General features: G+C 53.5%; 23 protein-coding genes and 2 pseudogenes. 18 read left to right on the forward strand and 7 right to left on the reverse strand.

Annotation, left to right across the window (positions count from 1 at the left end; all coding sequences use genetic code 11):
* Positions 1 to 63: 63 nt before the first annotated feature.
* Entirely contained in the window at positions 64 to 966 is a 903-nt protein-coding gene (locus QRN38_RS07185; RefSeq protein WP_057418024.1) for a LysR family transcriptional regulator, read from the reverse strand.
* A gap of 127 nt (positions 967 to 1,093) precedes the next feature.
* On the opposite strand from QRN38_RS07185, the gene QRN38_RS07190 reads away from it, so the two are divergent.
* Positions 1,094 to 1,858 carry a gamma-glutamyl-gamma-aminobutyrate hydrolase family protein gene (locus QRN38_RS07190; protein WP_007243878.1) on the forward strand — a complete coding sequence of 255 codons (765 nt, stop codon included), beginning with the start codon at positions 1,094 to 1,096 and terminating at the stop codon, positions 1,856 to 1,858.
* 112 nt (positions 1,859 to 1,970) lie between these two features.
* On the forward strand, positions 1,971 to 2,519 hold the full coding sequence (locus QRN38_RS07195) for a cupin domain-containing protein (RefSeq protein WP_005764330.1): 549 nt from the start codon (positions 1,971 to 1,973) through the stop codon (positions 2,517 to 2,519).
* A gap of 20 nt (positions 2,520 to 2,539) precedes the next feature.
* On the opposite strand, the gene galE is transcribed toward QRN38_RS07195, so the two are convergent.
* Entirely contained in the window at positions 2,540 to 3,568 is a 1,029-nt protein-coding gene (gene galE / locus QRN38_RS07200; RefSeq protein ID WP_057418023.1) for a UDP-glucose 4-epimerase GalE, read from the reverse strand.
* A 399-nt stretch (positions 3,569 to 3,967) separates the two neighbouring features.
* On the opposite strand from galE, the gene QRN38_RS07205 reads away from it, so the two are divergent.
* From QRN38_RS07205 to QRN38_RS07225, 5 genes are all read left to right on the forward strand, one after another.
* On the forward strand, positions 3,968 to 5,152 hold the full coding sequence (locus tag QRN38_RS07205; protein WP_057418022.1) for a glycosyltransferase family 1 protein: 1,185 nt from the start codon (positions 3,968 to 3,970) through the stop codon (positions 5,150 to 5,152).
* On the forward strand, positions 5,140 to 6,321 hold the full coding sequence (gene glf / locus QRN38_RS07210) for a UDP-galactopyranose mutase (protein ID WP_007243881.1): 1,182 nt from the start codon (positions 5,140 to 5,142) through the stop codon (positions 6,319 to 6,321). Before QRN38_RS07205 ends, glf begins: the two co-directional genes overlap by 13 nt.
* A gap of 2 nt (positions 6,322 to 6,323) precedes the next feature.
* Positions 6,324 to 7,466 carry a hypothetical protein gene (locus tag QRN38_RS07215; protein WP_057418021.1) on the forward strand — a complete coding sequence of 381 codons (1,143 nt, stop codon included), beginning with the start codon at positions 6,324 to 6,326 and terminating at the stop codon, positions 7,464 to 7,466.
* Between the two features lie 141 nt (positions 7,467 to 7,607).
* Entirely contained in the window at positions 7,608 to 9,212 is a 1,605-nt protein-coding gene (locus QRN38_RS07220) for a blue light-activated sensor histidine kinase (RefSeq protein ID WP_007243883.1), read from the forward strand.
* Positions 9,213 to 9,532: 320 nt separating this feature from the next.
* Positions 9,533 to 10,552, forward strand: a complete 1,020-nt coding sequence (locus QRN38_RS07225; RefSeq protein ID WP_057418020.1) for a hypothetical protein — start codon at positions 9,533 to 9,535, stop codon at positions 10,550 to 10,552.
* A gap of 227 nt (positions 10,553 to 10,779) precedes the next feature.
* On the opposite strand, the gene QRN38_RS07230 is transcribed toward QRN38_RS07225, so the two are convergent.
* The 5 genes and pseudogenes from QRN38_RS07230 to QRN38_RS07250 all read right to left on the reverse strand — a co-directional run.
* Positions 10,780 to 13,176 carry a ricin-type beta-trefoil lectin domain protein gene (locus QRN38_RS07230; RefSeq protein ID WP_057418019.1) on the reverse strand — a complete coding sequence of 799 codons (2,397 nt, stop codon included), beginning with the start codon at positions 13,174 to 13,176 and terminating at the stop codon, positions 10,780 to 10,782.
* A 253-nt stretch (positions 13,177 to 13,429) separates the two neighbouring features.
* A complete protein-coding gene (locus tag QRN38_RS07235) occupies positions 13,430 to 14,260 on the reverse strand; it encodes a phosphatase PAP2 family protein (RefSeq protein ID WP_057418018.1) in 831 nt (276 codons plus the stop codon).
* Positions 14,261 to 14,568: 308 nt separating this feature from the next.
* Positions 14,569 to 15,963, reverse strand: coding sequence for a UDP-glucose dehydrogenase family protein (locus QRN38_RS07240; protein ID WP_057418017.1), 1,395 nt, complete (start codon positions 15,961 to 15,963; stop codon positions 14,569 to 14,571).
* Complete coding sequence (locus QRN38_RS07245) at positions 15,941 to 16,156, reverse strand: DMT family transporter (RefSeq protein WP_057418016.1); 216 nt, start codon at positions 16,154 to 16,156, stop codon at positions 15,941 to 15,943. Before QRN38_RS07245 ends, QRN38_RS07240 begins: the two co-directional genes overlap by 23 nt.
* Before the next feature lie 26 nt (positions 16,157 to 16,182).
* Positions 16,183 to 16,284 (reverse strand): annotated as a pseudogene (locus QRN38_RS07250) (4-amino-4-deoxy-L-arabinose-phospho-UDP flippase); the annotation flags it as partial.
* Positions 16,285 to 16,518: 234 nt separating this feature from the next.
* On the opposite strand from QRN38_RS07250, the pseudogene QRN38_RS07255 reads away from it, so the two are divergent.
* The 11 genes and pseudogenes from QRN38_RS07255 to QRN38_RS07310 all read left to right on the forward strand — a co-directional run.
* A pseudogene (locus QRN38_RS07255) lies at positions 16,519 to 17,022 on the forward strand (SDR family oxidoreductase); the annotation flags it as partial.
* A 321-nt stretch (positions 17,023 to 17,343) separates the two neighbouring features.
* The gene (locus tag QRN38_RS07260) at positions 17,344 to 17,601 is read left to right on the forward strand and encodes a hypothetical protein (RefSeq protein ID WP_044308059.1); all 258 of its coding nucleotides are present in this window, start codon (positions 17,344 to 17,346) and stop codon (positions 17,599 to 17,601) included.
* Positions 17,602 to 18,383: 782 nt separating this feature from the next.
* Positions 18,384 to 19,511 (forward strand): phage/plasmid replication domain-containing protein, encoded by a 1,128-nt coding sequence (locus QRN38_RS07270; RefSeq protein WP_057418015.1) that lies wholly within the window; start codon positions 18,384 to 18,386, stop codon positions 19,509 to 19,511.
* On the forward strand, positions 19,508 to 19,738 hold the full coding sequence (locus QRN38_RS07275) for a hypothetical protein (protein WP_057418014.1): 231 nt from the start codon (positions 19,508 to 19,510) through the stop codon (positions 19,736 to 19,738). The genes QRN38_RS07270 and QRN38_RS07275 overlap by 4 nt, the downstream gene beginning before the upstream one ends.
* A 357-nt stretch (positions 19,739 to 20,095) precedes the next feature.
* Complete coding sequence (locus tag QRN38_RS07280; protein ID WP_081025361.1) at positions 20,096 to 20,389, forward strand: propanediol utilization protein; 294 nt, start codon at positions 20,096 to 20,098, stop codon at positions 20,387 to 20,389.
* Between the two features lie 262 nt (positions 20,390 to 20,651).
* Positions 20,652 to 20,891 carry a major capsid protein gene (locus tag QRN38_RS07285; RefSeq protein WP_057418012.1) on the forward strand — a complete coding sequence of 80 codons (240 nt, stop codon included), beginning with the start codon at positions 20,652 to 20,654 and terminating at the stop codon, positions 20,889 to 20,891.
* A gap of 122 nt (positions 20,892 to 21,013) precedes the next feature.
* Positions 21,014 to 22,288, forward strand: coding sequence for a hypothetical protein (locus tag QRN38_RS07290; protein WP_159420715.1), 1,275 nt, complete (start codon positions 21,014 to 21,016; stop codon positions 22,286 to 22,288).
* 7 nt (positions 22,289 to 22,295) lie between these two features.
* Complete coding sequence (locus QRN38_RS07295; RefSeq protein WP_081025360.1) at positions 22,296 to 22,655, forward strand: DUF2523 family protein; 360 nt, start codon at positions 22,296 to 22,298, stop codon at positions 22,653 to 22,655.
* 1 nt (position 22,656) lies between these two features.
* Entirely contained in the window at positions 22,657 to 23,973 is a 1,317-nt protein-coding gene (locus QRN38_RS07300) for a zonular occludens toxin domain-containing protein (RefSeq protein ID WP_057418010.1), read from the forward strand.
* 566 nt (positions 23,974 to 24,539) lie between these two features.
* Positions 24,540 to 24,791, forward strand: coding sequence for a hypothetical protein (locus QRN38_RS07305; RefSeq protein WP_147466079.1), 252 nt, complete (start codon positions 24,540 to 24,542; stop codon positions 24,789 to 24,791).
* Between the two features lie 88 nt (positions 24,792 to 24,879).
* Complete coding sequence (locus QRN38_RS07310; protein WP_147466078.1) at positions 24,880 to 25,215, forward strand: hypothetical protein; 336 nt, start codon at positions 24,880 to 24,882, stop codon at positions 25,213 to 25,215.
* The last annotated feature ends 216 nt before the right edge of the window (positions 25,216 to 25,431 follow it).

The following is a 25,431-nucleotide window of genomic DNA, read 5'->3' on the forward strand; positions in this document are numbered from 1 at the left end:
GAGCGCGATTTAGCCAATGATTAATTTAATTAACTAATATTTAATGGATCCATGGCGAGTTTTTCAGCGAGCTTGCTCGGCTGCCAGCGCTGCCCGCAACAGGGGCGCGAGCGCCTCGATCAGGGTCTGTACGGAGCGCAGTGCGCGACAGTCAGGGCGGGTCAGCAGCCACAGGTCGGTGCTGCAGCCTTGCAACGGCTCGCTCAGGTGCTCGACGCCGACGAGACCTCTGGCGGTGAAGTCGGTCAGTGCCGCCACGCCCAGTCCAGCCGCGACCAGCTGCGACACGGCCGACATGTTGCTGCAGCGATAACGCGGGATCACGGCGGGGAAAACCTGCTTGCGCCAGATCACCGAGGGGTGATCCGGCATCGAGTCGTCCGGGCTGATCCAGGGAGCCGAAGCGGGATTGTGCTCCAGCGCCTCGCGGAACTCGGGGCGACCGCAGATCACGTATTCGGCACGCCCCAGGCACCGCCCGATCAGGTGTTCTGGCGGCGTATTGGTGAGGCGCAGCGCAACATCGGCATCCCGACGGCTGAGGTTGGCGAAGGCATTGGAGGTGGCCAGCTCCAGGGTGAGGGCAGGGTACTGGGGCATGAATTCGGCGAGCGCCGGCAACAGCAGGCTGTGCAGCACGGCATCGGTACACGTCAGGCGAACCGTGCCGCTGATCACATGCTCACCTTGTTGCAGGGCAACCCGCGCTGCTGCGAGGGCCAGTTCGGCGTGTTCTGCCTGTTCGGCCATTGCCTGGGCGGTGTCGGTGGGGATGTAGCCACGCCGGTTCTTTTCGAACAGTGCTGCGCCAAGTGAAGCTTCAAGGCGGCGGATGGAGCGAAATACGGTGGAAATATCGACCTGCAGCAGTTCGGCAGCACGCGCCAGGGTTCTGCCGCGAACCAGTGCCAGCACCAGAGCAAGGTCGGCATGGTTGATCTCGTATTGCGTGGCTATATATTGCATCGCTGCATAGTTCCTTTGCCATAATGCCCATGTCTGTTGCGCCAATGACTATCCTAAACTGGATTTATCTGTGCCGGATAGCCAGGTCTGCGCTGCCCGGTTGTTCGATTTCACACAGGACTTCTCTATGCCGCGCCTCCCTTTGATCGGTGTCACTGCATGCCGCCAACAACTGGGCAAGTACTCGTCCCACACGGCGGGCGATAAATATGTCGAAGCCGCCGGGTTTGCCGGCATCCCCGTGATCCTGCCAGCGCTTGAAATGCCCACAGAGCCTGCGCATCTGCTGGCCTCGCTGGACGGTTTGTTGTTCACAGGGTCGCCATCCAATGTCGAGCCGCACCATTACCAAGGCGCTCCAAGCCTGGAAGGTACCGCCCATGATGTGTTTCGCGATCGAATGACGCTGCCGCTGCTCAGGGCCGCGATTGCTCAGGGCGTGCCGGTGTTGTGCATCTGCCGTGGTTTTCAGGAGTTGAATGTGGCATTGGGCGGCAGCCTGCATCAGCGGGTGCAGGATCTGCCGGGTTATCTGGACCACCGCGAGCCGCAAAGTGAGGTGTTGTCGGTGCAGTACGCGCCGCAGCATGCGGTAAGGGTGCAGGCTGGCGGGTTACTGGATTCGCTCGGTCTGGCGCCGGGGTTTGAGGTCAACAGCCTGCATAGTCAGGGGATCGACCGGCTGGCATTGGCTCTGCGCGCCGAAGCACTGGCGCCTGACGGTCTGGTCGAGGCGGTTTCGCTGCCCGGTGCGCCGGGGTTTGTGCTGGGTGTGCAGTGGCATCCGGAATGGGCGTTCAGGGACAATCCCGTGTCATTGAGCCTGTTCAGCGCGTTTCGCCAGGCCTGCCAGACCTATGCGCGCAGGCGCGGTGATGCGATCAGCGGCTGAGTGTTGCCGGCAAACGTGATTTAATATCCGGCTTTGCGGCCTTGGGTAATGGACAATTCATTGCGCCGGGACGCTGTCTCATTCACCGGATATTTCTTCGCATAAGGCCACTATGGATACGGGAGCACGACTCAAGCTGGTGCGTGAAAGCTACAAGCTGTCGCAACGCGAGCTCGCCAGACGCAGTGGTGTGACCAATGCCACGATTTCCCTGATTGAACAGAACCGTGTCAGCCCCTCGATCAGCTCGCTCAAGAAGTTGCTGGAAGGCATCCCCATGACGCTTGCAGATTTCTTCACCTTCGATCAGCCACCCGGGCAGGATCAATACGTGTTCCGTGCCGGTGACCAGCCTGATCTGGGGCGCAACGGCGTACGCCTGCTGCTGGTCGGTGCAACCCTGCCAAGCCGGCAGATGCGTTTTCTGCGCGAGCAGTACGCGCCAGGGGCGGACTCCGGCGAAGAGCCTATCGTCCACAGTGAAGGCGAGGAGTGCGGGCTGGTGACACGCGGCACTGTCGAGCTGACCATCAATGGCCAGGTCAATATTCTCGGCCCCGGCGACGGCTACTATTTCCCGACCACCTTGCCGCACAGGTTCCGCAACATCGGGCAGGATGAGGCAGAGATTATCAGTTCCAATACGCCAGCGAACTTCTGACTGACACACCTGAACGTCACTCAACTGACCAGCGCTGCCGGCGCATAGCCCTGTGGGTTCATGCATTGCCAGCGCCAGGCGTCGGCGAGCATCGAATCAAGGTCGAGCCTGGCGCTCCACTGCAACTCACGCAACGCCTTTGCCGGATCCGACCAGCACGCCGCGACGTCTCCGGGCCGGCGCGGTTCATAGATCAACGGCACGGCTTTGCCTGAGATGCGCTCAAAAGCACGAACCACTTCAAGCACCGAATAACCCTGCCCGGTCCCCAGGTTCCATACGGATGCGCCACGCTCGCTGTGTATTCTGTCCAGTGCTTTCAAGTGACCGTCAGCCAGGTCCATGACGTGAAGGTAATCACGCACACCCGTACCGTCCGGCGTCGGGTAATCATTGCCAAAAATGTGCAGGGCAGGGCGCAACCGGTTGGCAACCTGCAGCAGGAACGGCAGCAGATTGTTTGGCGTGTTGCAGGGCACCTCACCCAGTAAACCTGAAGGGTGTGCGCCGATGGGGTTGAAGTAGCGCAGCAACCCGATGGACCAGCGCGGATCCGAGTGGGCGACGCTTTTCATCACATGCTCGGCCATCAATTTGGAATGTCCGTAAGGATTGGTCGGGAGACCCAGAGGGCAATTTTCATCCAGCGGCATCCGCTCGCAATCGCCGTAGACGGTCGCTGACGAGCTGAACAACAGGTCGAACACGCCTGCCTCGGCCATCGCCTGACACAGGTTCACACTGCCGCTCACGTTAGTGTCGAAATAGCGCAGCGGCTCGCGAACGCTTTCGCCCACGGCTTTGAGGCCGGCGCAATGCACCACAGCCTCCACAGGGTATCGGGTGAATAACCGGTGCAACGTCGCTTTGCTGCGGACATCGCCGTGGATGAAATTCAAACGCCGCCCGCCGAGCCTTTCCACTCGGCCCAACGCGTCTCGCGAACTGTTGCACAAGTTGTCGAGCACGACTACATCCCGGCCACTTTCAAGCAACTGCAGCGCTATGTGAGCGCCAATATATCCCGCACCACCGGTCACCAGAATCATGATGTTCTCCCTGAATTTTCGCCGTCTCGGCAAGAGACAAGCTGATGGCTCGACGTCGCGGCCTTTATCAACCGGACGACAGAAGAGCCTTGCTTGCGAAAATCAGAACCAGATCACCGTGTGTGGAACATGCACTGCAGGTGCCAAAAAACATTCGCTCAAGACTAGGGGCGTAATCCTTCGGGCGAGTTCAACGTTTGACTCCCGACGGTGCATACCCTTTATCGGAATCACTGAACGAGATGTTTGGATTGACGCTCGAAAATCATGACCGTGCCAAGCGCTGCTCCCTGTAACCGGGAGCAGCCAGCGCTCATCCTCATCATGAATGCCGTCGAAGTTCAGCCCTCTAAAGAGCCCTTCAGTTTCATCCAGGACTTTTAACAGAAGGGAAACTTCATGAACGGTGTTCAGGCAATTAATTCCGAGACGTCACCCCTGGCCAGAGTCGAGCCTGCAATCAGGCCTCTGCTGCTGTGCCTGTCTCACCTGCGGTGGGGCTTTGTATATCAGCGCCCACAGCACATCATGTCGCGCATGGCGCAGGATTATCAGGTGGTGTTTCTTGAGGAGCCCGTTCGGTCGGACGCCTTCGGCATCTCGCTTGAACAGCGGCCCCAAGCGTGTGGCGTTACCGTACTGGTGCCACACCTGCCCTGGCAGATGCCGCCCGATGAGGTGACAGCGGCGCAGCGCAGGCTACTGAATGGTTTCATTGAGGCGCAGCAATTCGGTGAGTTGCTGCTGTGGTATTTCACCCCGATGAGCCTGGCGTTCACCGACCACCTCAATGCGCAGGTGACGATCTTTGATTGCATGGACGAACTGTCTGCGTTCAAAGGTGCGCCGCCAGAGCTTGTCGAGCAGGAACGCGCGCTGATGAAACGTGCAGATGTTGTCTTCACCGGTGGTTTCAGCCTTTGGGAGGCCAAGCGACTGCAGCATGCCAACGCGCACGCCATGCCCAGCAGTGTCGATATCGGGCATTTTGCCGCCGCTCGCAGCGTGCAGCCTGATCCGGCTGATCAACAGTACATTCCTTATCCGCGGCTCGGCTTTTTTGGCGTCATTGACGAGCGTTTTGATATCGACCTGATCCGGGAGCTGGCTGAGGCGCAGCCCGACTGGCAAATCGTGTTGATCGGCCCAGTGGTGAAGATTGACCCGGCATGCCTGCCGCACCTGCCCAATGTGCATTATCTGGGCAGCAAGTCCTATGACGACTTGCCGGCTTATCTGTCTGGCTGGGACGTTGCGCTGATGCCGTTTGCCCTGAATGAATCGACACGCTTCATCAGCCCGACCAAGACGCCGGAATACCTGGCCGGCGGCTGCCCAGTGGTGTCCACTCGGATTACCGATGTTGTCAGAACCTATGCCGAGTCCGGTGTCGTCGCGATTGCCGATGATGCAGAGGCGTTTGCACGGGCGATTCGCGAGGCACTGAAGCACAAAGGCGCTGTGGACTTTTTACGCAAGGCCGATGCTGTGCTCGCCGGCGAATCCTGGGACAACACCTGCGCGGCCATGAAAGCGCAAATCAGCCTGTTGGCCATCAGGGAGCAAATCGAATGCCTCGGATAACCCTTGAATCAGCCACGCTTGAACGTGCGCACTATGACTATCTGATTGTCGGCGCGGGTTTTGCGGGCAGTGTGCTGGCGGAAAGACTGGCGGCCGGATCGGACAAGCGCGTTCTGTTGATCGACCGACGTCCCCATATTGCAGGTAACGCTTACGATCATCTGGACGGCGCCGGTGTGCTGGTTCATCAGTATGGGCCGCATATCTTCCACACCAATGCCGCGCGTATTGTGGAATACCTTTCGCGATTTACCGAATGGCGCGACTACGAACACCGTGTGCTTGCCAGCGTAGACGGTCAATTGCTGCCTATCCCGATCAACCTCGATACGCTCAACAGCCTGTATGGGCTGCAGATGAACGAGCGGGAAGCCGAAGCGTTTCTTGCCAGCCGAGCCGAGCCCGTGGAAACGATACAAACTTCTGAAGACGTTGTGATCAATCAGGTCGGCCGCGAGCTGTACGAAAAATTCTTTCGAGGCTATACCCGCAAACAGTGGGGCCTGGACCCGTCGCAACTGGACAGGGCGGTCACCGCGCGGGTGCCGACCCGCACTAACTCGGACAGTCGTTATTTCACCGATACTTTTCAGAAAATGCCGCTGCATGGCTACACGCGTATGTTTGAACGGATGCTGGATCACCCGCTTATCGACATCGCGCTGGGGGTCGGTTTTGCCGATGTGCGTGAGGTGGCGCAGTATCGGCATCTGATCTATTGCGGGCCGATCGATGAATACTTCGATTATTGCTACGGGCGTCTTCCGTATCGGTCACTGCGGTTCGAGCACACGACTGTTGATCAGGCCCGGTTTCAATCCGTGGCAGTGGTCAACTACCCGGATGAGACCGTTCCTCATACGCGCATCACTGAGTACAAGCACCTCACGGGTCAACAGCATGCCCGCACCAGTCTCAGTCATGAATTTCCCAGTGCCGAGGGCGACCCTTATTACCCGATCCCCCGACCGGAAAACGCGGAGTTGTACAAGCGCTACAAGGCATTGGCTGATCAATCGGATGAGGTCACATTCGTTGGCCGCCTGGGCACTTACAAGTACTACAACATGGATCAGGTCGTCGGTCAGGCATTGGCGCTTTACCAGCGCCTGCGCCAAGGGTTGCCGGAGCGGATTCCCGAGGCAGTTGAACGGCCTGCGCGAGGTTGAGCATGAGAGGCCTGTTCGACAGTTTTTTCCTGGGCGGATTCGAGTGTGCCAGCCATCGTCGACAGGACGGTGTAAGGCTCGATCTGCTTCATTCAACCGGACATGACCGCTGGCCACAGGAAGACTTTGCCGCAATGGCTGCGTGCGGAATACGTACGGTGCGTGACGGCTTGCGCTGGCATTTGATTGAAACGCGCCCGAACCGTTACGACTGGAGCAGTTTTCTGCCCATGCTGCGAGCTGCGCAGCATCAGGGCACACAGGTGATCTGGGACTTGTGCCATTACGGATACCCCGATGACCTGGATATCTGGACGCCACAGTTCGTGGAGCGCTTTGCGCGCTTTGCCGCTGCGGCAGCCCAGGTCGTCAAGGACGAGGGGCAGAGCGTACCTTTCTATGCACCGATCAATGAGATTTCGTTCTGGAGCTGGGCTGGCGGAGAGGTCGCCTATTTCAATCCCGGCAGCCAGCAGCGTGGCATGGAGCTCAAGCAACAACTGGTTCGGGCCAGTATTGCGGCAATAGACGCGATACGTGCAATAGAGCCCAACGCGCGCTTTATTCAGGCCGAGCCGTTGATTCATGTGGTGTCGGCCACGAAGCGCAGCGCAGAAACAGCAGCTGCAGAATGTTATCGGCAGGCGCAGTTCGAAGCCTGGGATCTGTTGTCCGGACGGCAATGGCCAGGGCTGGGCGGTAGTCCCGAGTATCTGGATGTGCTGGGCGTCAACTTTTATCCGCACAACCAGTGGCAGCTCAACGGTCGAAAGCTCACGCAGAACGACCCGCAATACAGGCCCTTTCAAAGCATGTTGAGTGAGCTGCATGCGCGATATGCCAGGCCGCTGTTGATTTCCGAGACGGGTGCCGAAAATGATCAGCGTCTGCCCTGGTTCGATTACATCTGTGCCCAGGTCAGCAAGGCAGTCATGGCGGGCGTACCCGTACAAGGCATCTGCTGGTACCCCATCCTTGATTATCCCGGCTGGGATGACGCCCGTTATTGCCCGGCGGGCTTGCTGGGTTACGCGGATAACCAGGGCCAGCGCGCTGCCTTTCACCCTTTGCACAAGGCGCTGTGTGACCGCGCGAGTGAATTCGATACCCTCATTCGACAGAACGACGGAAATATGCCCATCTAAATGATGGATTCCGGGATGCTTGAACCTTCAAATGAATATAATCCACTTTTTGTCAGATACCCGAGAACCCTTGACAGGGTTGATCGGTCCTAGCCCTTAGAGCGTGCGGCTGTCGCAACTATTATTTGTGGAGTTTCTGAAGTGTCGGAAAACAAGACCCGTGTCGACAACGCGGCGACGGGAGATATCCAGCATCAGGGAAAGGATATCTTTTTCGCGGCGGTAGAAACGACACGGATGCCCATGATCGTCACCGACCCCAATCGTCCGGACAATCCGATCATTTTTTCCAACCGGGCTTTTCTGGAAATGACGGGGTATACGGCCGAAGAAATCCTTGGCACCAATTGCCGGTTTCTTCAGGGGCCGGACACTGATCCCGCTGTTGTGCAGTCCATTCGCGACGCTATTGCGCAACGTAACGATATTTCCGCCGAAATCATCAACTACCGCAAGGATGGCTCTTCGTTCTGGAATGCGTTGTTTATTTCTCCGGTCTATAACGACGCGGGTGATTTGATCTATTTTTTCGCTTCTCAGCTGGACATCAGTCGCCGCAAAGACGCTGAAGAAGCACTGCGTCAGGCGCAGAAGATGGAAGCGCTGGGGCAGCTCACCGGTGGCATTGCTCACGATTTCAACAACCTGTTGCAGGTGATGGGTGGTTACATTGATCTGATCGGCAGTGCCGCCGAAAAACCGGTCATTGACGTACAGCGCGTCCAGCGCAGTGTTTACCATGCAAAGTCTGCCGTCGAGCGCGCCAGCACGTTGACCAAGCAACTGCTGGCGTTTGCCCGCAAGCAAAAACTTCAGGGGCGCGTGCTCAACCTCAACGGTCTGGTTTCCATCGTTGAGCCTTTAATCGAGCGTACGTTTGGGCCGGAAGTGGCCATTGAAACCGACCTGGAACCGGCACTGAAGAACTGCCGTATCGACCCGACTCAGGCAGAAGTTGCCCTGCTGAACATCTTTATCAATGCCAGGGATGCATTGATTGGCAGAGAAAACCCCAAGGTATTCATCGAGACACGCAACCTGCTCGTTGATGAACTGGCCAACATGTCTTACGACGGCTTGTTACCCGGCCGCTACGTGAGCATCGCTGTGACCGACAATGGCATCGGCATGCCAGCGAGTATTCGCGACCGGGTGATGGACCCGTTTTTTACTACCAAGGAGGAGGGCAAGGGTTCCGGGCTTGGCCTGTCGATGGTCTACGGTTTTGCCAAGCAGTCGGGCGGCGCGGCGCGTATCTATACCGAAGAAGGCGTAGGCACCACATTGCGCCTGTATTTTCCTGTGGATGAAGCGGGGCTGACCAATACAGAGTCACCTCAGGCATCGGATAGACGCTTGGGCAGCAGCGAGCGGATTTTGATCGTCGAAGACCGGCCGGATGTGGCCGAGCTTGCAAAAATGGTCCTCGATGACTACGGCTATGTCTCGGAGATCGTGTTGAATGCTCGCGAAGCCCTGAAGAAGTTTGAATCCGGCAATATGTATGACTTGCTGTTCACCGATCTGATCATGCCGGGCGGCATGAACGGTGTGATGCTCGCGCGCGAAGTCAGGCGCAGGTATCCCAAGGTCAAGGTGCTGTTGACCACCGGCTATGCGGAAAGCTCGATCGAGCGGACGGATATCGGCGGTTCAGAGTTTGATGTGGTATCCAAGCCCTGCATGCCCCATGACCTGGCCAGAAAAGTTCGACAGGTGCTGGATGGCCCCAACGGCATTGCCTGACGGTAGGCACACTCCACTCAATACGTTTACAGTTCAGGAGTTGTCGCTGTCTGTTATTGCCTTAAGCATTAACAGACATCAGACAACTTTGATTGCACATTAAAAAGTTTTGAGATCAGACGCGAGTTGTAACGCGCTTGGAGCGCGGACGTAACGTTCCGTTCCATGGGTGTGCAGTCGTTTGAATACCTTTTGTCCGCCTTTTTTGATGCCTGAAAAAAAGTGGATAAAAGTTTTAAACTTCTTGAGTGTCGCTTGGGTCATTGATTTGTACGCCAAACAATTTAGCGTCAACTGCCAATGATCAAAGGACTATTATTATGATTAGAGACGACCGTATCGCCCCCGGTGCTCCCGTGTATCAAGAAACTCATGCGACGGCACCGCTGCTTAAACGAATCTCCTGGAGTGCGATTCTGGCCGGTGCTGTACTGGCCATGGTTGTTTCGCTTTTGCTTAACCTTTTAGGCACTGCCATTGGCAGCGCCAGCATTGATCCGATGCAAGAAGCCAATCCGTTGTCCGGTATTGGTACAGGCGCTGGTATCTGGGTGGTTGTCAGCTCGGTGATTTCGCTGTTCGTTGGCGGTTGGGCTGCAGGTCGTCTGGCTCAACGCGAAGGTGCATTCCATGGCCTGCTGGTCTGGGCGACGGTATCGCTCATCACTGTGTACCTGGTCTCCAGCGCAGTCACCGGTGTGGTGCGCGGCGGTCTTAATCTGGCAGGCAGCGGCATGTCGGCGCTGGGCAGCGGCATCGCTCAGGTTGCTCCGGCAGTGGGCAGCAAGATCCAGGACCAACTGCGTGCACAGGGCATCGACTTCAACCTGGACGATATTCAGGGTGAAATCGAAACCGCCATGCGTCAGACCGGTAAAGCCGAGTTGAACCCGGACAACGTCAAGCAGGAAGCCCAGGCTACCCAGCAGGACGCACAAAACACGGCTAAACAAAGCGCACAGAACCCTCAGCAAGCCGACGAGCAGTTGGGCGGCCTGATGGATCGCATCAAAGCCAAAGGCGACCAGGCTTGGGACGCTGCTGACCGTCAGGCGCTGGTTAACCTGATCAAGGCACGCGGCAACAAGACTGATGCTGAAGCCAATCAGATCGTTGATCAGGCTCAAGCCAGCTATCGTCAGGCTTATGCCAAGTATCAGGAACTGAAAGCTCAGGCTGAACAAAAAGCACGTGAAGCGGCTGAAGTCACTGCCAAGCGTGTTTCGCAAGGTGCGTGGATTCTGCTGATTACTCTGGTGATTTCGGGTCTGGTAGCGGCCGGTGCAGGTGTACTGGGTCGTCGTACTCAGCCGCCAGCCAAGGTTGTTGCTGCGATCTGATGCTCTGATGCAATGCAGTGAGACTTGAGCTGAATATAAAAAACGGGGAGTGTCTATCGCTCCCCGTTTTTATTTCACGATGTACAGGGCTGATGCAGCAAGCGTTGAGTGGCAATAAAGTGTCAAGCGCGCCATACGATCTCATCGTGCAGTAGAGGAGGTCTATGGCGCACATTGAATGCCGATGCAGTGGACAGTTCTGATTAAAGTTTCAATCCTGCAGACCCTTAATCTTCCACCACCTGCTCGTCCTGCTGTACCGGCCGCTCAACAGGGGAGCGTTCAAAAAGCAAGCTACTTGGAATATCGCTGATCTCGACGGTAGCCCCTGAGTCATCGATATGGCTAACGGTGATTCGCTTCCCTGATAACACGTCATCTGCCGACGCACCTGGCTGCAAGGGGGCGTCTTTCATGCCATGTATGCCTGTTGGCGTTGTGTCCACGAGCGTGTTGGAAACGGAGTTAACGCTAAATCGTGCGATTCTCACAATCACGCCATTGACGAATGGATCATCAGTTGGCCAGTTTTCAAAGCCCGGTGAAGGCTTGCGCAATTCCAGAGTAAGGTAACTGCCATCGCTACGAAACAGGCGTAAACCTCTGACAACTGTGGCATTGGCTTTTCTAAACAAGGGTGCAATTTCATAGGTGCCATTTTTTATCACTTCAGGGAATTGCTCATCAGTGAGCCAGCCTGCGTAGTACAGATAAGGAATGGGGTAAAGGCGTGAGCCTCCGCCATTAAGGGTATCCGATGGATCGCCCGCGGCGGTGACTGCGCACCCGCTGCCACCGATTTGCACCACTTCTCGATTGTCATACGGGCAGCGTTCCAGCGATTTTGCGTGCGGGCCGCCGAGACTATGGCCAAATTCGTGTTGCCACATCCACGGCTTGTGTCCCGTATTATTTCCCATGGCCCACCAGCCCGGTACCGCAGCAAGGCCAACCCAGGAGCACGAAGTAGAGGGAATCTCGAAGGCGACATAATCGTAGTTATTACTGTCGAATCCTTTAGCCCGTGCGAGGTCTATCGCTTTGTTCCTCAGTTCAGTTGACGGGCAATCCGAAGGTCTTGGACCCAGGTCAAGACCGGTCACTGCATCGCCTGTAAAATGCAGGTTGTTATCAGAGGCGCGGTGAACCGCGTTGATGAATGAATAGTTATCATTTGGACTTCCAAAAAAACCTCGCTGAACCTCGACGAAGTCGGTTTCGGGTCTGTCACTGTATTGGGTATGCAGCAGGAGAACTTTTCTGTCGCCTACGACGGGGCGTCTGGGGATTTTAGGTATCGCCAGTTCAAAGTTCCACGTCACCGCATTCGACCGTGATTCCGGCACCATCTGAACAGTATTGCCTGAAAAGCCCAGAACCTCATTATCAACCACAAGGTCGTTGCGATACTTATTGGCCAGGGTAAAACCTTCTGCGGGCGGAACAAAGTTCCTGCTGTAGCTCCAGGAGCGTTGCGAAGTGTACCCAGTGCCTTGACAATTGATTATTTTACTGTCTGGCCCTAAGCACTTTTCTGCATCCCTATCAAGCAGCGCGCGATTGGTCAATTTATCATATCCCGGTGCGATCATGGACATTCGCCAATCTTGTCCGGCCACACTCTTGCAGGGAGAAAACTCGACATTGACTTCATCAGCAGACAACGCGAGGCAAGTTTCCTGCCCTTTTTCAACGTTCCTGATGTACCCATAGCGCTTGGCGATACCCCAGCTCGCCGAGCGTTGCTCTTTGCTGCCAAATATCAACTGCTCGCTGGCATTGATTTGCAGGTAGTTAGCCTTTCCCAGATCACTGATATATTTGTTCGACAGCACGCTGGGTGCGTTACCGTCCCTGTTCCATAGTCGTTTGGTCTGATAGTCGCTGCCGTCAACGCTGTCACACGTTGCCATTTTCACACTGTTTGAGTTCGCAGCAAACAAACACATTTCTGGCACTGAGCTGGCCAGCAATTTGTTTTTTATATACAGCCTTGTCCCCTCTGGCGTAAACGTCCATTGCTGGCTGTCCCTGCCCAGGCACTTTTGCAGTACCACGCTGGTCATGTCACCCGCCACCGTTAAACAGGTGTCGAGGCCACTCACTGTGCTGATGATCTCTTCGTAAAGAGGTTGAGTGATTGTCCATTTCGACAAAGCCGCCTCTGCCTTGCCAAACACCAACTGCTCGCTTCCGTTGCTGAGCAGATAGTTATCAAACCCTAAATCCTTGATGTATTGATTTGATAACAAGCTGGGATTGTCACCGTCCCTGCTCCAGAGTCGCAAGGATTCATAGTCGTTGCTGTTGGCGCTGGCGCAGGTTTTCATGCTGACGCTACTTGGGTTCGACGCCGACAAACACATTGGTTGTGCCGATCCGCCTAGCGCCTTGTTTTTTATATACGACATGGATCCTTCTGACACAAAGATCCATTGTTGATGATCAGTGTTAACGCATTTCAGCAGTGACACAGCATTTGACTCACTGTCCAGCGTTAAACAGACCTGCTCACCTGACGCAGTGCTGATAATCTTCTCATAAGGGTTCATCTCTGCAGAGAAGGCGTTTGAATGAAAGAAACCGAGGAAAAACACGTACGTGAAAGCCGGCATTGTTTTCATAACTCTCCCTGTTGCGTGGTGTTGGCGCATCCCTTGCGCCGTCTGTAGTTTGTGTGCTCTAAAACTATTCCTGAAAAAAAGTTCGCGGTTAACACAGGATTGGCCAACCGGTCAGGTCATGCTTGGGCATGACCTGCGCCAGGTTGGCTTATCTGTGAGATTAGTAGACCTGCGAAGCGATTTAGTTTTGCCCGATTACTGGTCGCATCCGAAATGTCGGACGCGTCTTCGGCCACTGTGGATCTGCGCCAGGTCAGGTGCTCACAGGTGACTTTTTTGCCAAGCTTTTCTCATGTGCAGTCGCCATATCCAGCGGTTGCGCCAATTGCCGCCAGCCATAAAAAGCCAGCGCAACAAGCAGGGCGCTCAGCCAGACAATCACGCCGGCCCAGAACGTATGCGACATGAAGTGCCAGCCCTGAACCACTCGTGTCGTTCCGTAGACAGCCCCTAATACCGTTGATGCATAAAGAATCGCTTTTGCATGTCGCCAACGATAACGACGCGCAACAAAGTACAGCGCCACCATGGTAAACCCACCTGAAGCATGACCTCCGGGCCAGCATCGACCTGCGCCTGCCTCATGGAACAGGCTGAAGTTTTCGAACCACTCCTTTTTCTCCATTGTGCCGCCATACAGTGTGGTTTCCACCGGACAGTAGATGCTCGTATGGCTTTTGAAAAAGTGGATCATGCCGGTGATCACAGCGAAGGACACCACGATAAACAAAAGGTCGCGGCGATGGCCGGCGGTGAAGCGCAGCAGGGGAGCTACCCGAACCGTTTCAAGCAGACCGATCATTCGGTCGTTGCGCCCGGGTTTCAGTAATGGCCAGATGAAGGACAACACCAGTCCGATCACTGCGGCTTCTCCGGTCCAGTCCGGAATGATTCGCGGCCATCGGTGGGTCAGGTTTTCAAACAGGCGATCGTGCTCAAACGGAAATACCTGGAGCGGGTAATAAAGCCAGTTGCTGATGGCTACGTCGAGCGAGGTAAGGTCGAAAACGACAAAGGTCAACAGCGCTATTGCAATCGGCAAGCCAAAGTTCCACGCATAAAATCCTGATTTTTCGCTGTGCACTCTTTTTATTCCATCGTCGTTTGCGTTGTGAGTTCAGTTCGCGGTGTTAAAGCCGTTTGCGAGACTGAATATACGTAGCAGCCTGGTCGATTTCTAGCGGGACAATCATGAAAACCATTTCATTCAGGTTGGGCATTTTTTTCACGTCTTGTTGACCAGGCAACAACGTTCCGCTGATCAACCTTGTCGCCGACAAAAGACAGCGCCGCCAAACTCACCGCTGCGCATCGTGGACAGCGTCAAGGTCGGCGAGCGGATCTACTATTGCGTCAATCAGGCTCCCGTGGCCACGAGCAACTGATAACTCGCTATACGACCTGGCTGCTAACCTGCGGCTTGTAAGGCATCCATTGTTTCTGCGGGATCGGGAGGTCGCAGGACTCACCACGCCCGATAGGGAAGTAGTGGAAGCCGTGTTTTGCCAGCCGTTCGGTGTCATACAGATTACGCCCATCGAAAATCACCGGCGCGCCCAGGCGCTGCTGGATCAGCTCGAAGTCTGGCGCCTTGAATTGCTGCCATTCGGTGCAGATGATCAGTGCATCGGCGTCGTTGAGCGTCGATTCTGGTGTGCCCATCAGAACCAGGTCCTTGCGATGACCGTAGATGCGCTGGGTTTCCTGCATGGCTTCGGGGTCAAATGCCCGAATGGTCGCGCCAGCGTCCCAGAGTGCTTCCATGAGCACCCGGCTTGGCGCATCGCGCATATCGTCGGTGTTGGGTTTGAACGCCAGCCCCCACAACGCAAAAGTCTTGCCCCGCAGGTCGCCTTGGTAGAACGCGTTGACCCTTTCAAACAGTTTGTTCTTTTGCCGCTCGTTGATCGCCTCGACCACCGACAGCAGATCATTCGAGCAGTTGGCCTCTTTGGCGCTGTGGATCAACGCGCGGATGTCCTTGCCAAAGCACGAACCGCCATAACCGCAACCGGGATAAATGAAGTCGTAACCGATGCGTGAGTCGGCCCCGATGCCCAAACGCACAGACTCGACGTCCGCGCCGAGGTGCTCGGCCAGTTCGGCGATCTGGTTGATGAAGCTGATCTTGGTCGCCAGCATGCAGTTTGCAGCGTACTTGGTCAGTTCGGCGCTGCGCAGGTCCATGAACATGATCCGGTCATGGTTGCGGTTGAAGGGTGCATACAGCTCGCGCATGACTTTGCGCACCGCTTCATTGTCACAGCCGATGACGATGCGGTCCGGGCGTCGGCAATCGTTGACGGCCGACCCTTCCTTGAGAAACTCCGGGTTGGACACCACATCGAACTGCAACAGCCGGCCAGCCTGACGCAGCGCCTTGTCGATATGCCCCCGCAAGGCGTCACCACTGCCGACCGGCACGGTGGACTTCTCGACGATGATCAGCGGCTCACAGCGATGTCGAGCGATGGCTTCACCCACCGCAAAAAAGCCGCTCAGATCAGCCGATCCGTCCTCTCTGGAGGGTGTCCCTACGGCAATGAACAGCACATCGGCATACTCTACCGCCAGTTGCTCGTCAGTGGTGAAGAGCAAGCGTTTGTGATCGAGGTTTTCACGCACCAGGTTGGCCAGCCCCGGTTCGTAAATATGCACCTGACCCAGGCGCAGCTGGTCGATTTTGGCTCGATCAATGTCCATGCAGACAACGTCGTGGCCGACTTCGGCAAGTACGGTTGCTTGTACCAGGCCTACGTATCCGCTACCGAAAACGCTGATTTTCATGGGAAAAATCCTGAAGTGGTGGGTTGTGGATGCGTCGCAGGTTGATGGTCAAGACACCTGCCACGATCAGCGTGACACCCACAGTTTTCGATACCATGAACGTCTCATGGAAAAGTTGCGCGGGTGAGGGCAGGCGGGTCATGTTCCAGCCCATGCCCCGTTGCGCCGAGCTGACCAGCCCAACGCTGGCCATGGCGCATATCGTCGCGCAGCGGCGGGTCATGCCTGCTGTCCCAACAGGAGCAAACCAACAAGAATAAGCGTGACGCCCAGCCAGTGGTGGGTGTCGACCGGCTCTTTGAAAACATTGTGACCCAGCAACCAGGCTGACATGGCGTGTGTTACGTCGAGGGTTATGTGTCAGGCTGCAGCGGTGGGTGCGTAGGTGAGGGGATTAAAATATCGGGCTTTCAGGGCGTTTGAATATAACTCAACTAAATGTCTCTTTAGTTGAGTTATAGCAGGGTAGCTATATATAGAGGGCAGGGGATATGCTTCTGTCAATCCTAATGTTACTGATTAACCAAGGGAGCGGTCATCATGCGACTTTCGCTTGGCCGGATCGATATTCTGTTCGCCAACGCCGGCCTCGTGATTTCCAGCCGCTCGGATCAATTACCGAGGAATCCTTTATCGTACCTTTGGTGTCAACGTGAAAGGTACTCTGTTTACTGTACCAAAGGCGCTGCCGCTGATGCGCAGTGGTGGCTCTGTGGCTCGACAACCGCGGCAATGGGTACTCATGCATCCAGCATCTACAGCGTCACGAAGGCAGCGCTGCGTAACTTCGCCAGAAGCTGGGCCCTTGACCTGAAAGGCACCGGCATTCGCGTCAACGTACGTTCACCCGAACCCGTCTCGACGCCAGGCCTGGACCTTGCGTTTGCAGGTACAGGCCCGCGTGATGCAGTCATCAATGCGATGGTCGGGCAACTGCCGTCAGGGCGCATGGGGCGTTCAGAGAAAGTCGCCGCAGCAGTATTATTTCTGACGTCAGATGAGAGCAGTTTCATGACAGGCAGTGAAAGGTTCGTGGATGGTGGTTTCGCTCAGGTGTAAGTCAAGAACGGTGTCGTAGGTGATGTGATGTACCAGTTGAAATTCGTCTGGGGTGCGCTCTGAATTGGTAACACCTTGTTACGCATAATGTGTGGACGTTATGGTACTTGCGGCCAACGGCCAGAATCGATCGCCGGGATCATTGCGAAGCCCCGGTGTTCGATTTAGCCATAACGTCAATTATGCGTATCGGTACCATTGTGCTTCTCCTGGTGCGACAGCCGGCGCTTTTTTTGGTACCAAACTACTTTTTCTATCGAGACGATTTGGTACCATTAACTCGCCCAGGATCTTCACCTGGTTAACTGGAGTGGTACCAAAATGCTCATCAAAATCACTGATGCTGATTCTGACTTCGTTGAAAAGCTCAAATCACTTACCAGCAAGAATACCGGCGCTAAGGCCTATGCTCATGCCGCTGAGTGTTATGGCATGTACGTCACCGCTAATGCTTTGGCTGTTCTTGAGATTGATCAACTCAAGGATGAAGTATCACGCCTTAGAGCTGTTATCGAAGGTGCTCGATCTGCTGCCGCGCTTCTGCTTGAGAAAACCGGCCAGCTAGATCTGCTTGATTGATTTGGTACCACTGATTTTTCCGATCGGCGTCTCGAGGTCGTTGCCCAGGAGCGGATTTGGTACCGTTCCTTTGCTTCACCATCCCATCACTGATTACTCTGCTTTACCGCAACGGACCCATAACTCACAGCCCCTCGGTGGTCAGGTCCCGGAGGCTCGTACTTGCAGCACTCCCTCAGGCGCGTCTGATTCCAGATCCACCGCAAGCCTGGCATTCGTCGTCTTCGCCACCGCAATGCACGCAGATCCCGCTCAAGCTCATCAGCTCCTGCCCGAACCTGCGCAGAACATTATCTTGCGGCGACTCCCAAAGCTCCTCTGAGAGCGTTTCTCCGATTGCGTACATTCGTACCGATTTTGCGTCTGCCATGCTGTGTGCCCTTTTGCGATTTTGGAGCGGCGAGGGTGGGGGTGCTGTTACACCCCCACTTTCATGCGGTTCTCCGCAATTCTTCACATCACTTGCACTCGATTATCACGTCTCCGCTCTCTGTGAGCCTTGCGCAAGGTACTGATATTTCTAGGATTTTATGCACCAATTCGCTATCTCGTAGCGGCTGCTTACCCTGCTTTATCAGTAACTTATTGAATTCTATAGCTTTTTGACGAATAGCCTCCTGTTCGGCTGTCGTCAGTCTTACGTTTGTGGCCATGCCTTCACCGTTCATCAAATTTCCTCCAGATAATACATGTGTGCACGTTGACATGTATTGACGTGTGCAGTTCCACATGTGTACATTCGCGTCATATGTTACTTGTGTGCATGTGTAAGGACGTTCTGCATGATGATCGACTGGCTTTCAGTTTCACAGGAGCACGACCACGACTTGCCTGTCGTCTGCGACGTCTTCACTCTCACCATTGACGCCAACACCAATGAGGTCCTCAGCACCCGTCAACCTCGTTTTAAGCACGAGGCAAGTCATTCCACCTCAGTCACTATTCATGTGCAGGGTCGAAAAGTCCGTGTTGAGGGCAATCCAAGCAGAGTAGGGCGTCTTGACAATCTTTTCGGTTTCACATCCATCGACCAATGTATTGCCGTCTATAACGCACTTTTGCGTGAGTACGGGCTTCCTCCTTTCACCCGTTGCACTCGCGTTGAGTTGCGTCAGGGCGTCTCAGGCGCTAAGTCTGGCGATCTCGTTGCCGACGGAACAAAGATTGAACGTATTGACCTGACAACTAACTTTGCTCTTGGTAGTGGCAATGTTCTCGCTTACTTGCGTGGTGTTTCTAGCCAGCGTATAGGCCATTCCATTGGTTTTCTTTATCCAAATGGCAGGACAGTATCTTGGACTCCAAAGGGTAATGGTCAGGGCGGTCGTCTCCAGTATCGAAAGGCCTATGACAAGACATTTGAACTTGATCAGAATTTAATTCCGAAAACTAAACGCCTATATGGTGACTCCTCTCCAGAGTATGCCTATGTATTACAAGTCCGTGATTATTGCTCTGAACAAGGCGTAGTTCGATTAGAGCAGGAACTTAAAAGTGAATATCTCCAGCGTGAGCGCCTCTGTTATTGGGGCATGTTTGATGAAGGCCGTTTTGGTCAACTCCATCGAGAGTTTTTAAGAATAGACGAAAAGTTAAAGGTGACTGCAATGGACATAGCCAGTATCAGCCAGCAGCTTATTGCTGAGAACGTTGTCGATTCCCTTCGTTCTGCCCGAACAACTGCAAGCTATGCACTTGAGTGGATGCATGGTGCTCAATTTGACTTCAAGAAGCGCCAAGTTAATGAGCATGCTGCAAAGCTTAATCGTATTGGCATTAACATACGTAATGCATGTGATACCAGTCGATTTGCCCCCGTTTTTGTTCGTCAGTGTCGCGAGGTTGAAAAGTCGTCCCTGTCTGTTCCGCATTGGTATAAGCGCGCCAACCATTTGCAGGTTGCAGCATGAAGACTGTAAGCCTTCAAGGCATTCAGCTTTCACCTGGGCAACGTCGCATGTTCGATCATCAGCGTCACGTTCGTGAGTTTATGAACCCTGTCCTCGCCCAGCAAGTTACTGAAACACTCGCTGTTATCGAAGTTAGGAAAGAACAGGGCGTTAAACCTGAGAAAATCTGGTTTTTAGAGCGCCAAGAAAAAGGCACTTACTCAATGGCTGAATGGATGGGTTATTAATGCGTTTTTCTCTCTCTTTTAATGCGCCACTGGCTCTATTCTTTGTGATACTTATTGTTGTCATCTGCATTTATCTGATGGTGGATAAATAATGGACAAGTCTCAATACCAGATTCTTCGTTATTCAGTCGAGGCTGAGATTGCTAATTTTAACTCTGGCAACATTGATGATAGTGCTTTCGCTAGCTCGCTTATGCGTCTGTTTCTACAGGCTGCATCAGCTGAGCAGGTCAAGTCTCAAATAGCCAAGCGCCAGTTTCTCACGTTTCGCCGTTTACCAAATCTAATTCCGCCCAGCTGGGCATATCGCAATCCGAGCCTAAGTTCTCGGCTGCCTACACTGTAAGGGGCTCTACCATGTCCATGACACTACTTATCGAAGTAACCGGCATTCAGCGTTCTGGCGTTGCTGCCAAGTCTCAAAAGCCTTATACGATGTTTCAGGCATTCGTTCATTTGCCTCACATTCCGTATCCACAGAAGACTGACTTCTATGCCTCCACACCGGCCGAAGTTCCTCAGCCCGGTACTTACGAGTGCGATGTCATTGCCGATGTTCGTGATGGCCGTCTTGAGTTCACCTGTGATCCTCGTCAAGGTCGTCGTAAGAATATTCCGCCTCTTTCAGCCGCAATGAATAAGGCGGGTTAATAAGTGCCGACTCAGTCAGTTTTAGTATGCAGTCGTTTTTCCACTTCGTCAGAAGGCGTGACTTCGTGCGACTCTCAGACTTGGTCGGAAACTTATGTTGTAACACCTGAACAGCAAGCTCAACTTGATTTGCTTATTAACGGTGGCTTTGACACTGACGTATTCCTCCAGTTTTTCTGGGGAACCATAATGCTGTTTATCGTCGGCTTTTCTGCTGGCTTAATCATTTCTATAGTGCGAAAAATTCGCCGGAGTTAACACAATGAAACAAGCAATTGCCAAGTTCCGTTCCGTTCCATCTTTCCGTCGCGCCGTTGTTGGCATCACTGGCGCAGTCACAGCATTTATCGGCTCTGCTGCTTTCGCAGACGTTGCTGCTGATGCCAATGCTGCACTGGCTACCGCTCAGACTGGCGGTGAGAGCGTTGGTGGCACTGTTGTCGGTGTTGTCTGCGCCCTGGCCGTTGTCGGTGTCATCATCGCTCTCGTCCGTAAGGTTTAATCAGCCTTGATCTGGTCTGCGCTGGTCGGTGTTCTTATGGCCAGCGCACTGGTTTCAGGTATCCGGTGCGCTGAATATCTTTGACTTCCGCCCCGTTTACTTTCTGTTTGCGGGGCTTTTTTATGTTCATACATTATAAATTTATTAGAATTCCTTTTTATCGTCTATTTGTTTTTTCACTACTATTTTTGTTTTCTTTACCTTCTTATTCCTTTACTTGGGGCGATAATAACACCCAGCGCCCAACTCCATCTCAAGCTTGTATTGCGTTGGCTTCCACTTCATATTTAGGAGCTAATAATACATTCACTATACAGTCTATTGGTGTTACCACCTCTTCTGACGGTTCCTCTGCCTCTGGTTCATGTTCTGTCACTGTTTTGGTTGGTGATGGAACGCAAACTCGTCCATTTATATTTAATTTTATTCGATATGGTAGCTCCTGCGAATCAGGAACATATAACTCTGTTACAGGTATATGTGATGTTTCACCTGCTCAGAAGTGTATAGATGCAAAGGGTGCTGTTAGTTCTTCTTACTCTTGGACTCAATCTGGAGATACTCCTCAAGCACCTGATATAGGTGGTTGTTCTACAAGTATTTCTGGTGTTGCAATCTGTCGCGCCTCTGGCTCTGGTGCAGGTTTTACCTGCACTGCTGATGTAACTATTACAGGTGATCTCTATGAAGCCCCGGCTCCTAATCCATCCCCCGATACCGGCACTGGCTCTGGCGGTGATACTGGCACTACTCCTACGCCTGGCACTGGATCTGGATCAGATTCGGGCACTGGCACGGGTACTGGTTCCGGCTCTGGTACCGGCTCAGGCGGTGGTACAGGTACTGGTAACGGCTCTGGCTCTGGTTCGGGTTCCGGCTCTGGTACTGGCTCAGGCTCAGGCTCTGGCAGCGGTTCTGGTTCAGGTTCAGGTAGTGGTTCTGGTTCTGGCACTGTTTCAGGCTCTGGTAGTGGTACCGGTTCTGGATCAGGTAGCGGTTCTGGGTCTGGTTCTGGTTCTGGTAGCGGCTCTGGCACTGGCGGCGGTGGTAATGGAACTTGTACTTCCGACTGTGGTGAAGGTGATGGCCCCTCGACAACCAAGCTTAAAGCCCCCGAACAAGGCTCTTTAGATGGTGAGGATGAAAAATGGCAGAAGAAAATCGACGATTCTAAAGATGAGATCAAGGACGGTTTAGACAAGCTCAAAAGTGTATTTTCGCCTATTGGTGATCTTTCTCTTGGTGGTGGTGGAAGTCTTTACTGCCCACCTTCGGTTACTGTTCTCGGCAAAAGTATAAGTTTCTGTCTTGACAAATACTCTGGCTCTCTTGACTGGATAGCCCAAGCAGTTCTATTTATGTGTGCTGTTATCGCCCTATTTATTGTCTTTGCATAGGTGATTTATGGATCTTTCGTGGTTGGCTTCATGGCTTGATAGTGCTAATACCTTCTTCCAGTACATCTGGGACTTCATGGCCAGTGGTATTTATCAGTTCTTTAAGGATGCTCTCGTTATCATAACGAAAGCGCTTATCTATTCTTACTTGCAATTCAAAGTCATCATGCTTGACATTGCTTATACTGTCGTTAAAGAGATATCAGAAGAGAGCGGGGTGGTTGCACTTGTAAAATCTGCATGGGGAAGTATCCCCGGTGATATTCAATCTACCCTTGCATTCTTCAAGATACCTCAAGGTTTAACCATGATCTTTTCCGCTATCCCAGCTCGCTGGGCAATGAAGTTTATTCCCGGAGCCAATTAACATGGCTATCAAAATTCATCACGGCCCTAATGGCTCATACAAAACTTCCGGTGCTGTTTGGGATGACGCCGTTCCTGCTGCCAAGGCCGGTCGAATGATCGTCACTAATATCCGAGGTATGTCTAGTGAAAAGTTCCACAGCTTGTTTCCTGATCTTCCTGATACTTTTGATCTTTTATACATCGATCACGAGTCCCAAGAAGGCATGGAACGCATTAGAACTTGGTTCCATTGGGTGCCTCGAAACGCCTTTATGATCTTCGATGAGGCACAAACCCTGTTCCCTCAAAAGTGGACAGATAAGGTTCTCGACCGCTTTGATTTCCCCGGTGGCATGGATGCTGCCAAGGCTGCTGATCGGCCTATGAACTTTCTCGATGCCTGGACACGCCATCGCCACTGGAACTGGGACATCATTCTAACTACTCCAAATATCAAGTATGTTCACACCGATATTCGTCAGACCTCTGAGGCCGCCTATCAGCACTCCAACCTGATGTTGCTTGGTAAGTGGCTTAAGTTCCTTGTCGCCAAAGACTACAAGGAGGCCATGCATTCAGCTCAAGAGAATAGGGCGCCTACAGATGGATCAAACATCGTTGCACTCAGAAAAATTGACAAACGAGTCTTCAAGCTCTACGACTCAACAGCAACCGGCCAACATCGAGACACCATGGCGGGCAAAAACGCGCTCGCATCGCCTCGCGTTGTTATTCTCCTCGGAGTATTGGTTGCTATTTTCGGCACTATTTACTGGCGTAACGGCGCTAGTGCTTTCAGCAATCCGCTATCTGTGGGATCTCCTAAGCCCGTTGCGCCGGTTTCTCAAGCTCCTGTTTCTCAAGGTCCTGCTAAAGCTCCTAACGTGGCTTCTGATATTTTACCTAATAAGCAAGTTGTGCCACTTCCTAGCGTAACTTCTGATCCTTTTGGAAGTTATGAGATAGTCATTAAGGGAAGTATCACTAGTGAGACTCGCGGCACCATATTCGTTTTCGAGCTATCTAAAGGCGACCGCTCTTTTACTCAGACCAGTCGTGACATGCTCTCGGCCGGCTACGCCATTTTTCCACATGGCGGCTGCGTGGCTGAACTGCATTACCGTGGTGAGCAACGTACCGTTGCCTGTCTTGGCTCTTCGTCCAGCGGCGGTGGCGAGAAGTGGCTCGGTGCAGAGCGACGAGCCGCCGCCGCTGGACCCAATCCTTCATCCGTTCATTCGTCCACATCAACCCCAGGTACACAAACGCCAGCCTCGAAAGGCGCCAGTTTCACCGTGGTTTCTGACAGCAGCCGCACAGCGCGCACGATCAATTGATCAGCATAACGACGCAGGATGTGTATCCGTAGGTACGCATAATGTGTGGACGTTATGGTACTTGCGGCCAACGGCCAGAATCGATCACCGGGACGATTGCGCAGCCCCCCCGGTGTTCGATTTACCCATAACGTCAATTATGCGTGGCAACCCCTCTTCTGATCGCGTGTGAGGCTCTGAGACCCCCCTCAGGATCACTTCGCGCCATGATCACTCAGCTTTACCGCAACGGACCCATAACGCACAGCACAGTCGGTTGTCGGGTCCCGGAGGCAATTTCCTTGCAGCACTGCCTCTCCTGGGCGACTCCATCTTGCTGCAGCACCTGGTTCTGATTTGTCGCTTCGGCCTTGGCGATCGCAGGCCGGCAGGGTGGGGGTGCTGTTACACCCCCACTTTCATGCGGATCTCCGCAGTATTGCGGATTTCCTTTTTATTTTCCTTTTAGAATCAAGTGCCTATCTTCCACTTTGGCTTTCTTCTTGGTATATCTTTGGTAGTTACTTGACACCTACCTTTCTGTCGTGTAATTTCCGCTTAATTACTCAGTAACTACTAGGTGTGTTATGAATTCAGAGAATGACCGCATTGCTGATTTGCGGCAGCGTTCTGCTCGAATAGGTAATGATCGCTCAAGCTTAACCGCACACAAGCGTATTGAATCCATTGGTGATGATTTAGATACAACTCTTAATTTCAAGCTCAACTCTGGACTTAAAGCAGAGTTTGAAAAGATTTGTAAGCAGCACGATTCTAATGTTTCTCGCGAACTTAAACGTTACATGCGCGCTTCTGTTATTGCTGGAGAGCTTCTTTAATATTTCGGCAATTCTGCCGATTAAATGCAGATCAGGGGAGCGCCAACTCCCCTTATCTGCTCACCATCCTGATCGAGAGAGGATCAAAATGGCTAATATCTATTCTACAGAAACACCTACCTTTGCAGGGTTTGCTTCATTGCCTCATGCTCTGATTTCTGCCCTTCAAAATGAAAAAATATCATGTTCATTTTCTCCCTTCGTAGGTCTGGATCCTGCCGCTTTGCTCGGCAGGCACGTCTACGTCCAGCATGAGCAGGAATACTCATCTCAGCTTCTATCGTATGAGGCTGTCGTTATCGGCTTTCAAGTGGGGGCCGTAGGTTATGGCATAGAGTCTCAGTTGCTCCTTAGGGCTAAGGATGGCTCAGATGATGAATATGTTCCTGTGTCAGCACTTACGGTTCTTGCCGTATTTTCTTGATGGTTTTTTGTCGTTGCCATGACGCAGCTAATGGTCAAATTCAATCTAAATCCTCTGTCTTTTTCTTTTCTGAAGCCTCGTCGCCGCGACAAGCGGCTCGGTTCAGAGCGCGGAGCGGATACGAGGCAGACCATGCCGCTAAGTCTCCATAGGCGTATCCGTAGGTACGCATAATGTGTGGACGTTATGGTACTTGCGGCCAACGGCCAGAATCGA

The sequence above is a fragment of the Pseudomonas sp. CFBP2511 genome (assembly GCF_030209255.1).
Taxonomy (GTDB): domain Bacteria; phylum Pseudomonadota; class Gammaproteobacteria; order Pseudomonadales; family Pseudomonadaceae; genus Aquipseudomonas; species Aquipseudomonas avellanae.

Coding starts and splice junctions, on each gene's coding strand:
- QRN38_RS07230 (WP_057418019.1), bottom strand. CDS start 13,176: ATGAAAACAATGCCGGCTTTCACGTACGTGTTTTTCCTCGGTTTCTTT.
- QRN38_RS07270 (WP_057418015.1), top strand. CDS start 18,384: ATGATGATCGACTGGCTTTCAGTTTCACAGGAGCACGACCACGACTTG.
- QRN38_RS07310 (WP_147466078.1), top strand. CDS start 24,880: ATGGCTAATATCTATTCTACAGAAACACCTACCTTTGCAGGGTTTGCT.
- QRN38_RS07275 (WP_057418014.1), top strand. CDS start 19,508: ATGAAGACTGTAAGCCTTCAAGGCATTCAGCTTTCACCTGGGCAACGT.
- QRN38_RS07215 (WP_057418021.1), top strand. CDS start 6,324: ATGAGAGGCCTGTTCGACAGTTTTTTCCTGGGCGGATTCGAGTGTGCC.
- QRN38_RS07280 (WP_081025361.1), top strand. CDS start 20,096: ATGTCCATGACACTACTTATCGAAGTAACCGGCATTCAGCGTTCTGGC.
- QRN38_RS07290 (WP_159420715.1), top strand. CDS start 21,014: ATGTTCATACATTATAAATTTATTAGAATTCCTTTTTATCGTCTATTT.
- QRN38_RS07285 (WP_057418012.1), top strand. CDS start 20,652: ATGAAACAAGCAATTGCCAAGTTCCGTTCCGTTCCATCTTTCCGTCGC.
- QRN38_RS07205 (WP_057418022.1), top strand. CDS start 3,968: ATGAACGGTGTTCAGGCAATTAATTCCGAGACGTCACCCCTGGCCAGA.
- QRN38_RS07295 (WP_081025360.1), top strand. CDS start 22,296: ATGGATCTTTCGTGGTTGGCTTCATGGCTTGATAGTGCTAATACCTTC.
- QRN38_RS07195 (WP_005764330.1), top strand. CDS start 1,971: ATGGATACGGGAGCACGACTCAAGCTGGTGCGTGAAAGCTACAAGCTG.
- QRN38_RS07240 (WP_057418017.1), bottom strand. CDS start 15,963: ATGAAAATCAGCGTTTTCGGTAGCGGATACGTAGGCCTGGTACAAGCA.
- QRN38_RS07190 (WP_007243878.1), top strand. CDS start 1,094: ATGCCGCGCCTCCCTTTGATCGGTGTCACTGCATGCCGCCAACAACTG.
- QRN38_RS07185 (WP_057418024.1), bottom strand. CDS start 966: ATGCAATATATAGCCACGCAATACGAGATCAACCATGCCGACCTTGCT.
- QRN38_RS07245 (WP_057418016.1), bottom strand. CDS start 16,156: ATGGCCAGCGTTGGGCTGGTCAGCTCGGCGCAACGGGGCATGGGCTGG.
- QRN38_RS07225 (WP_057418020.1), top strand. CDS start 9,533: ATGATTAGAGACGACCGTATCGCCCCCGGTGCTCCCGTGTATCAAGAA.
- QRN38_RS07260 (WP_044308059.1), top strand. CDS start 17,344: ATGCTCATCAAAATCACTGATGCTGATTCTGACTTCGTTGAAAAGCTC.
- QRN38_RS07305 (WP_147466079.1), top strand. CDS start 24,540: ATGAATTCAGAGAATGACCGCATTGCTGATTTGCGGCAGCGTTCTGCT.
- glf (WP_007243881.1), top strand. CDS start 5,140: ATGCCTCGGATAACCCTTGAATCAGCCACGCTTGAACGTGCGCACTAT.
- galE (WP_057418023.1), bottom strand. CDS start 3,568: ATGATTCTGGTGACCGGTGGTGCGGGATATATTGGCGCTCACATAGCG.
- QRN38_RS07300 (WP_057418010.1), top strand. CDS start 22,657: ATGGCTATCAAAATTCATCACGGCCCTAATGGCTCATACAAAACTTCC.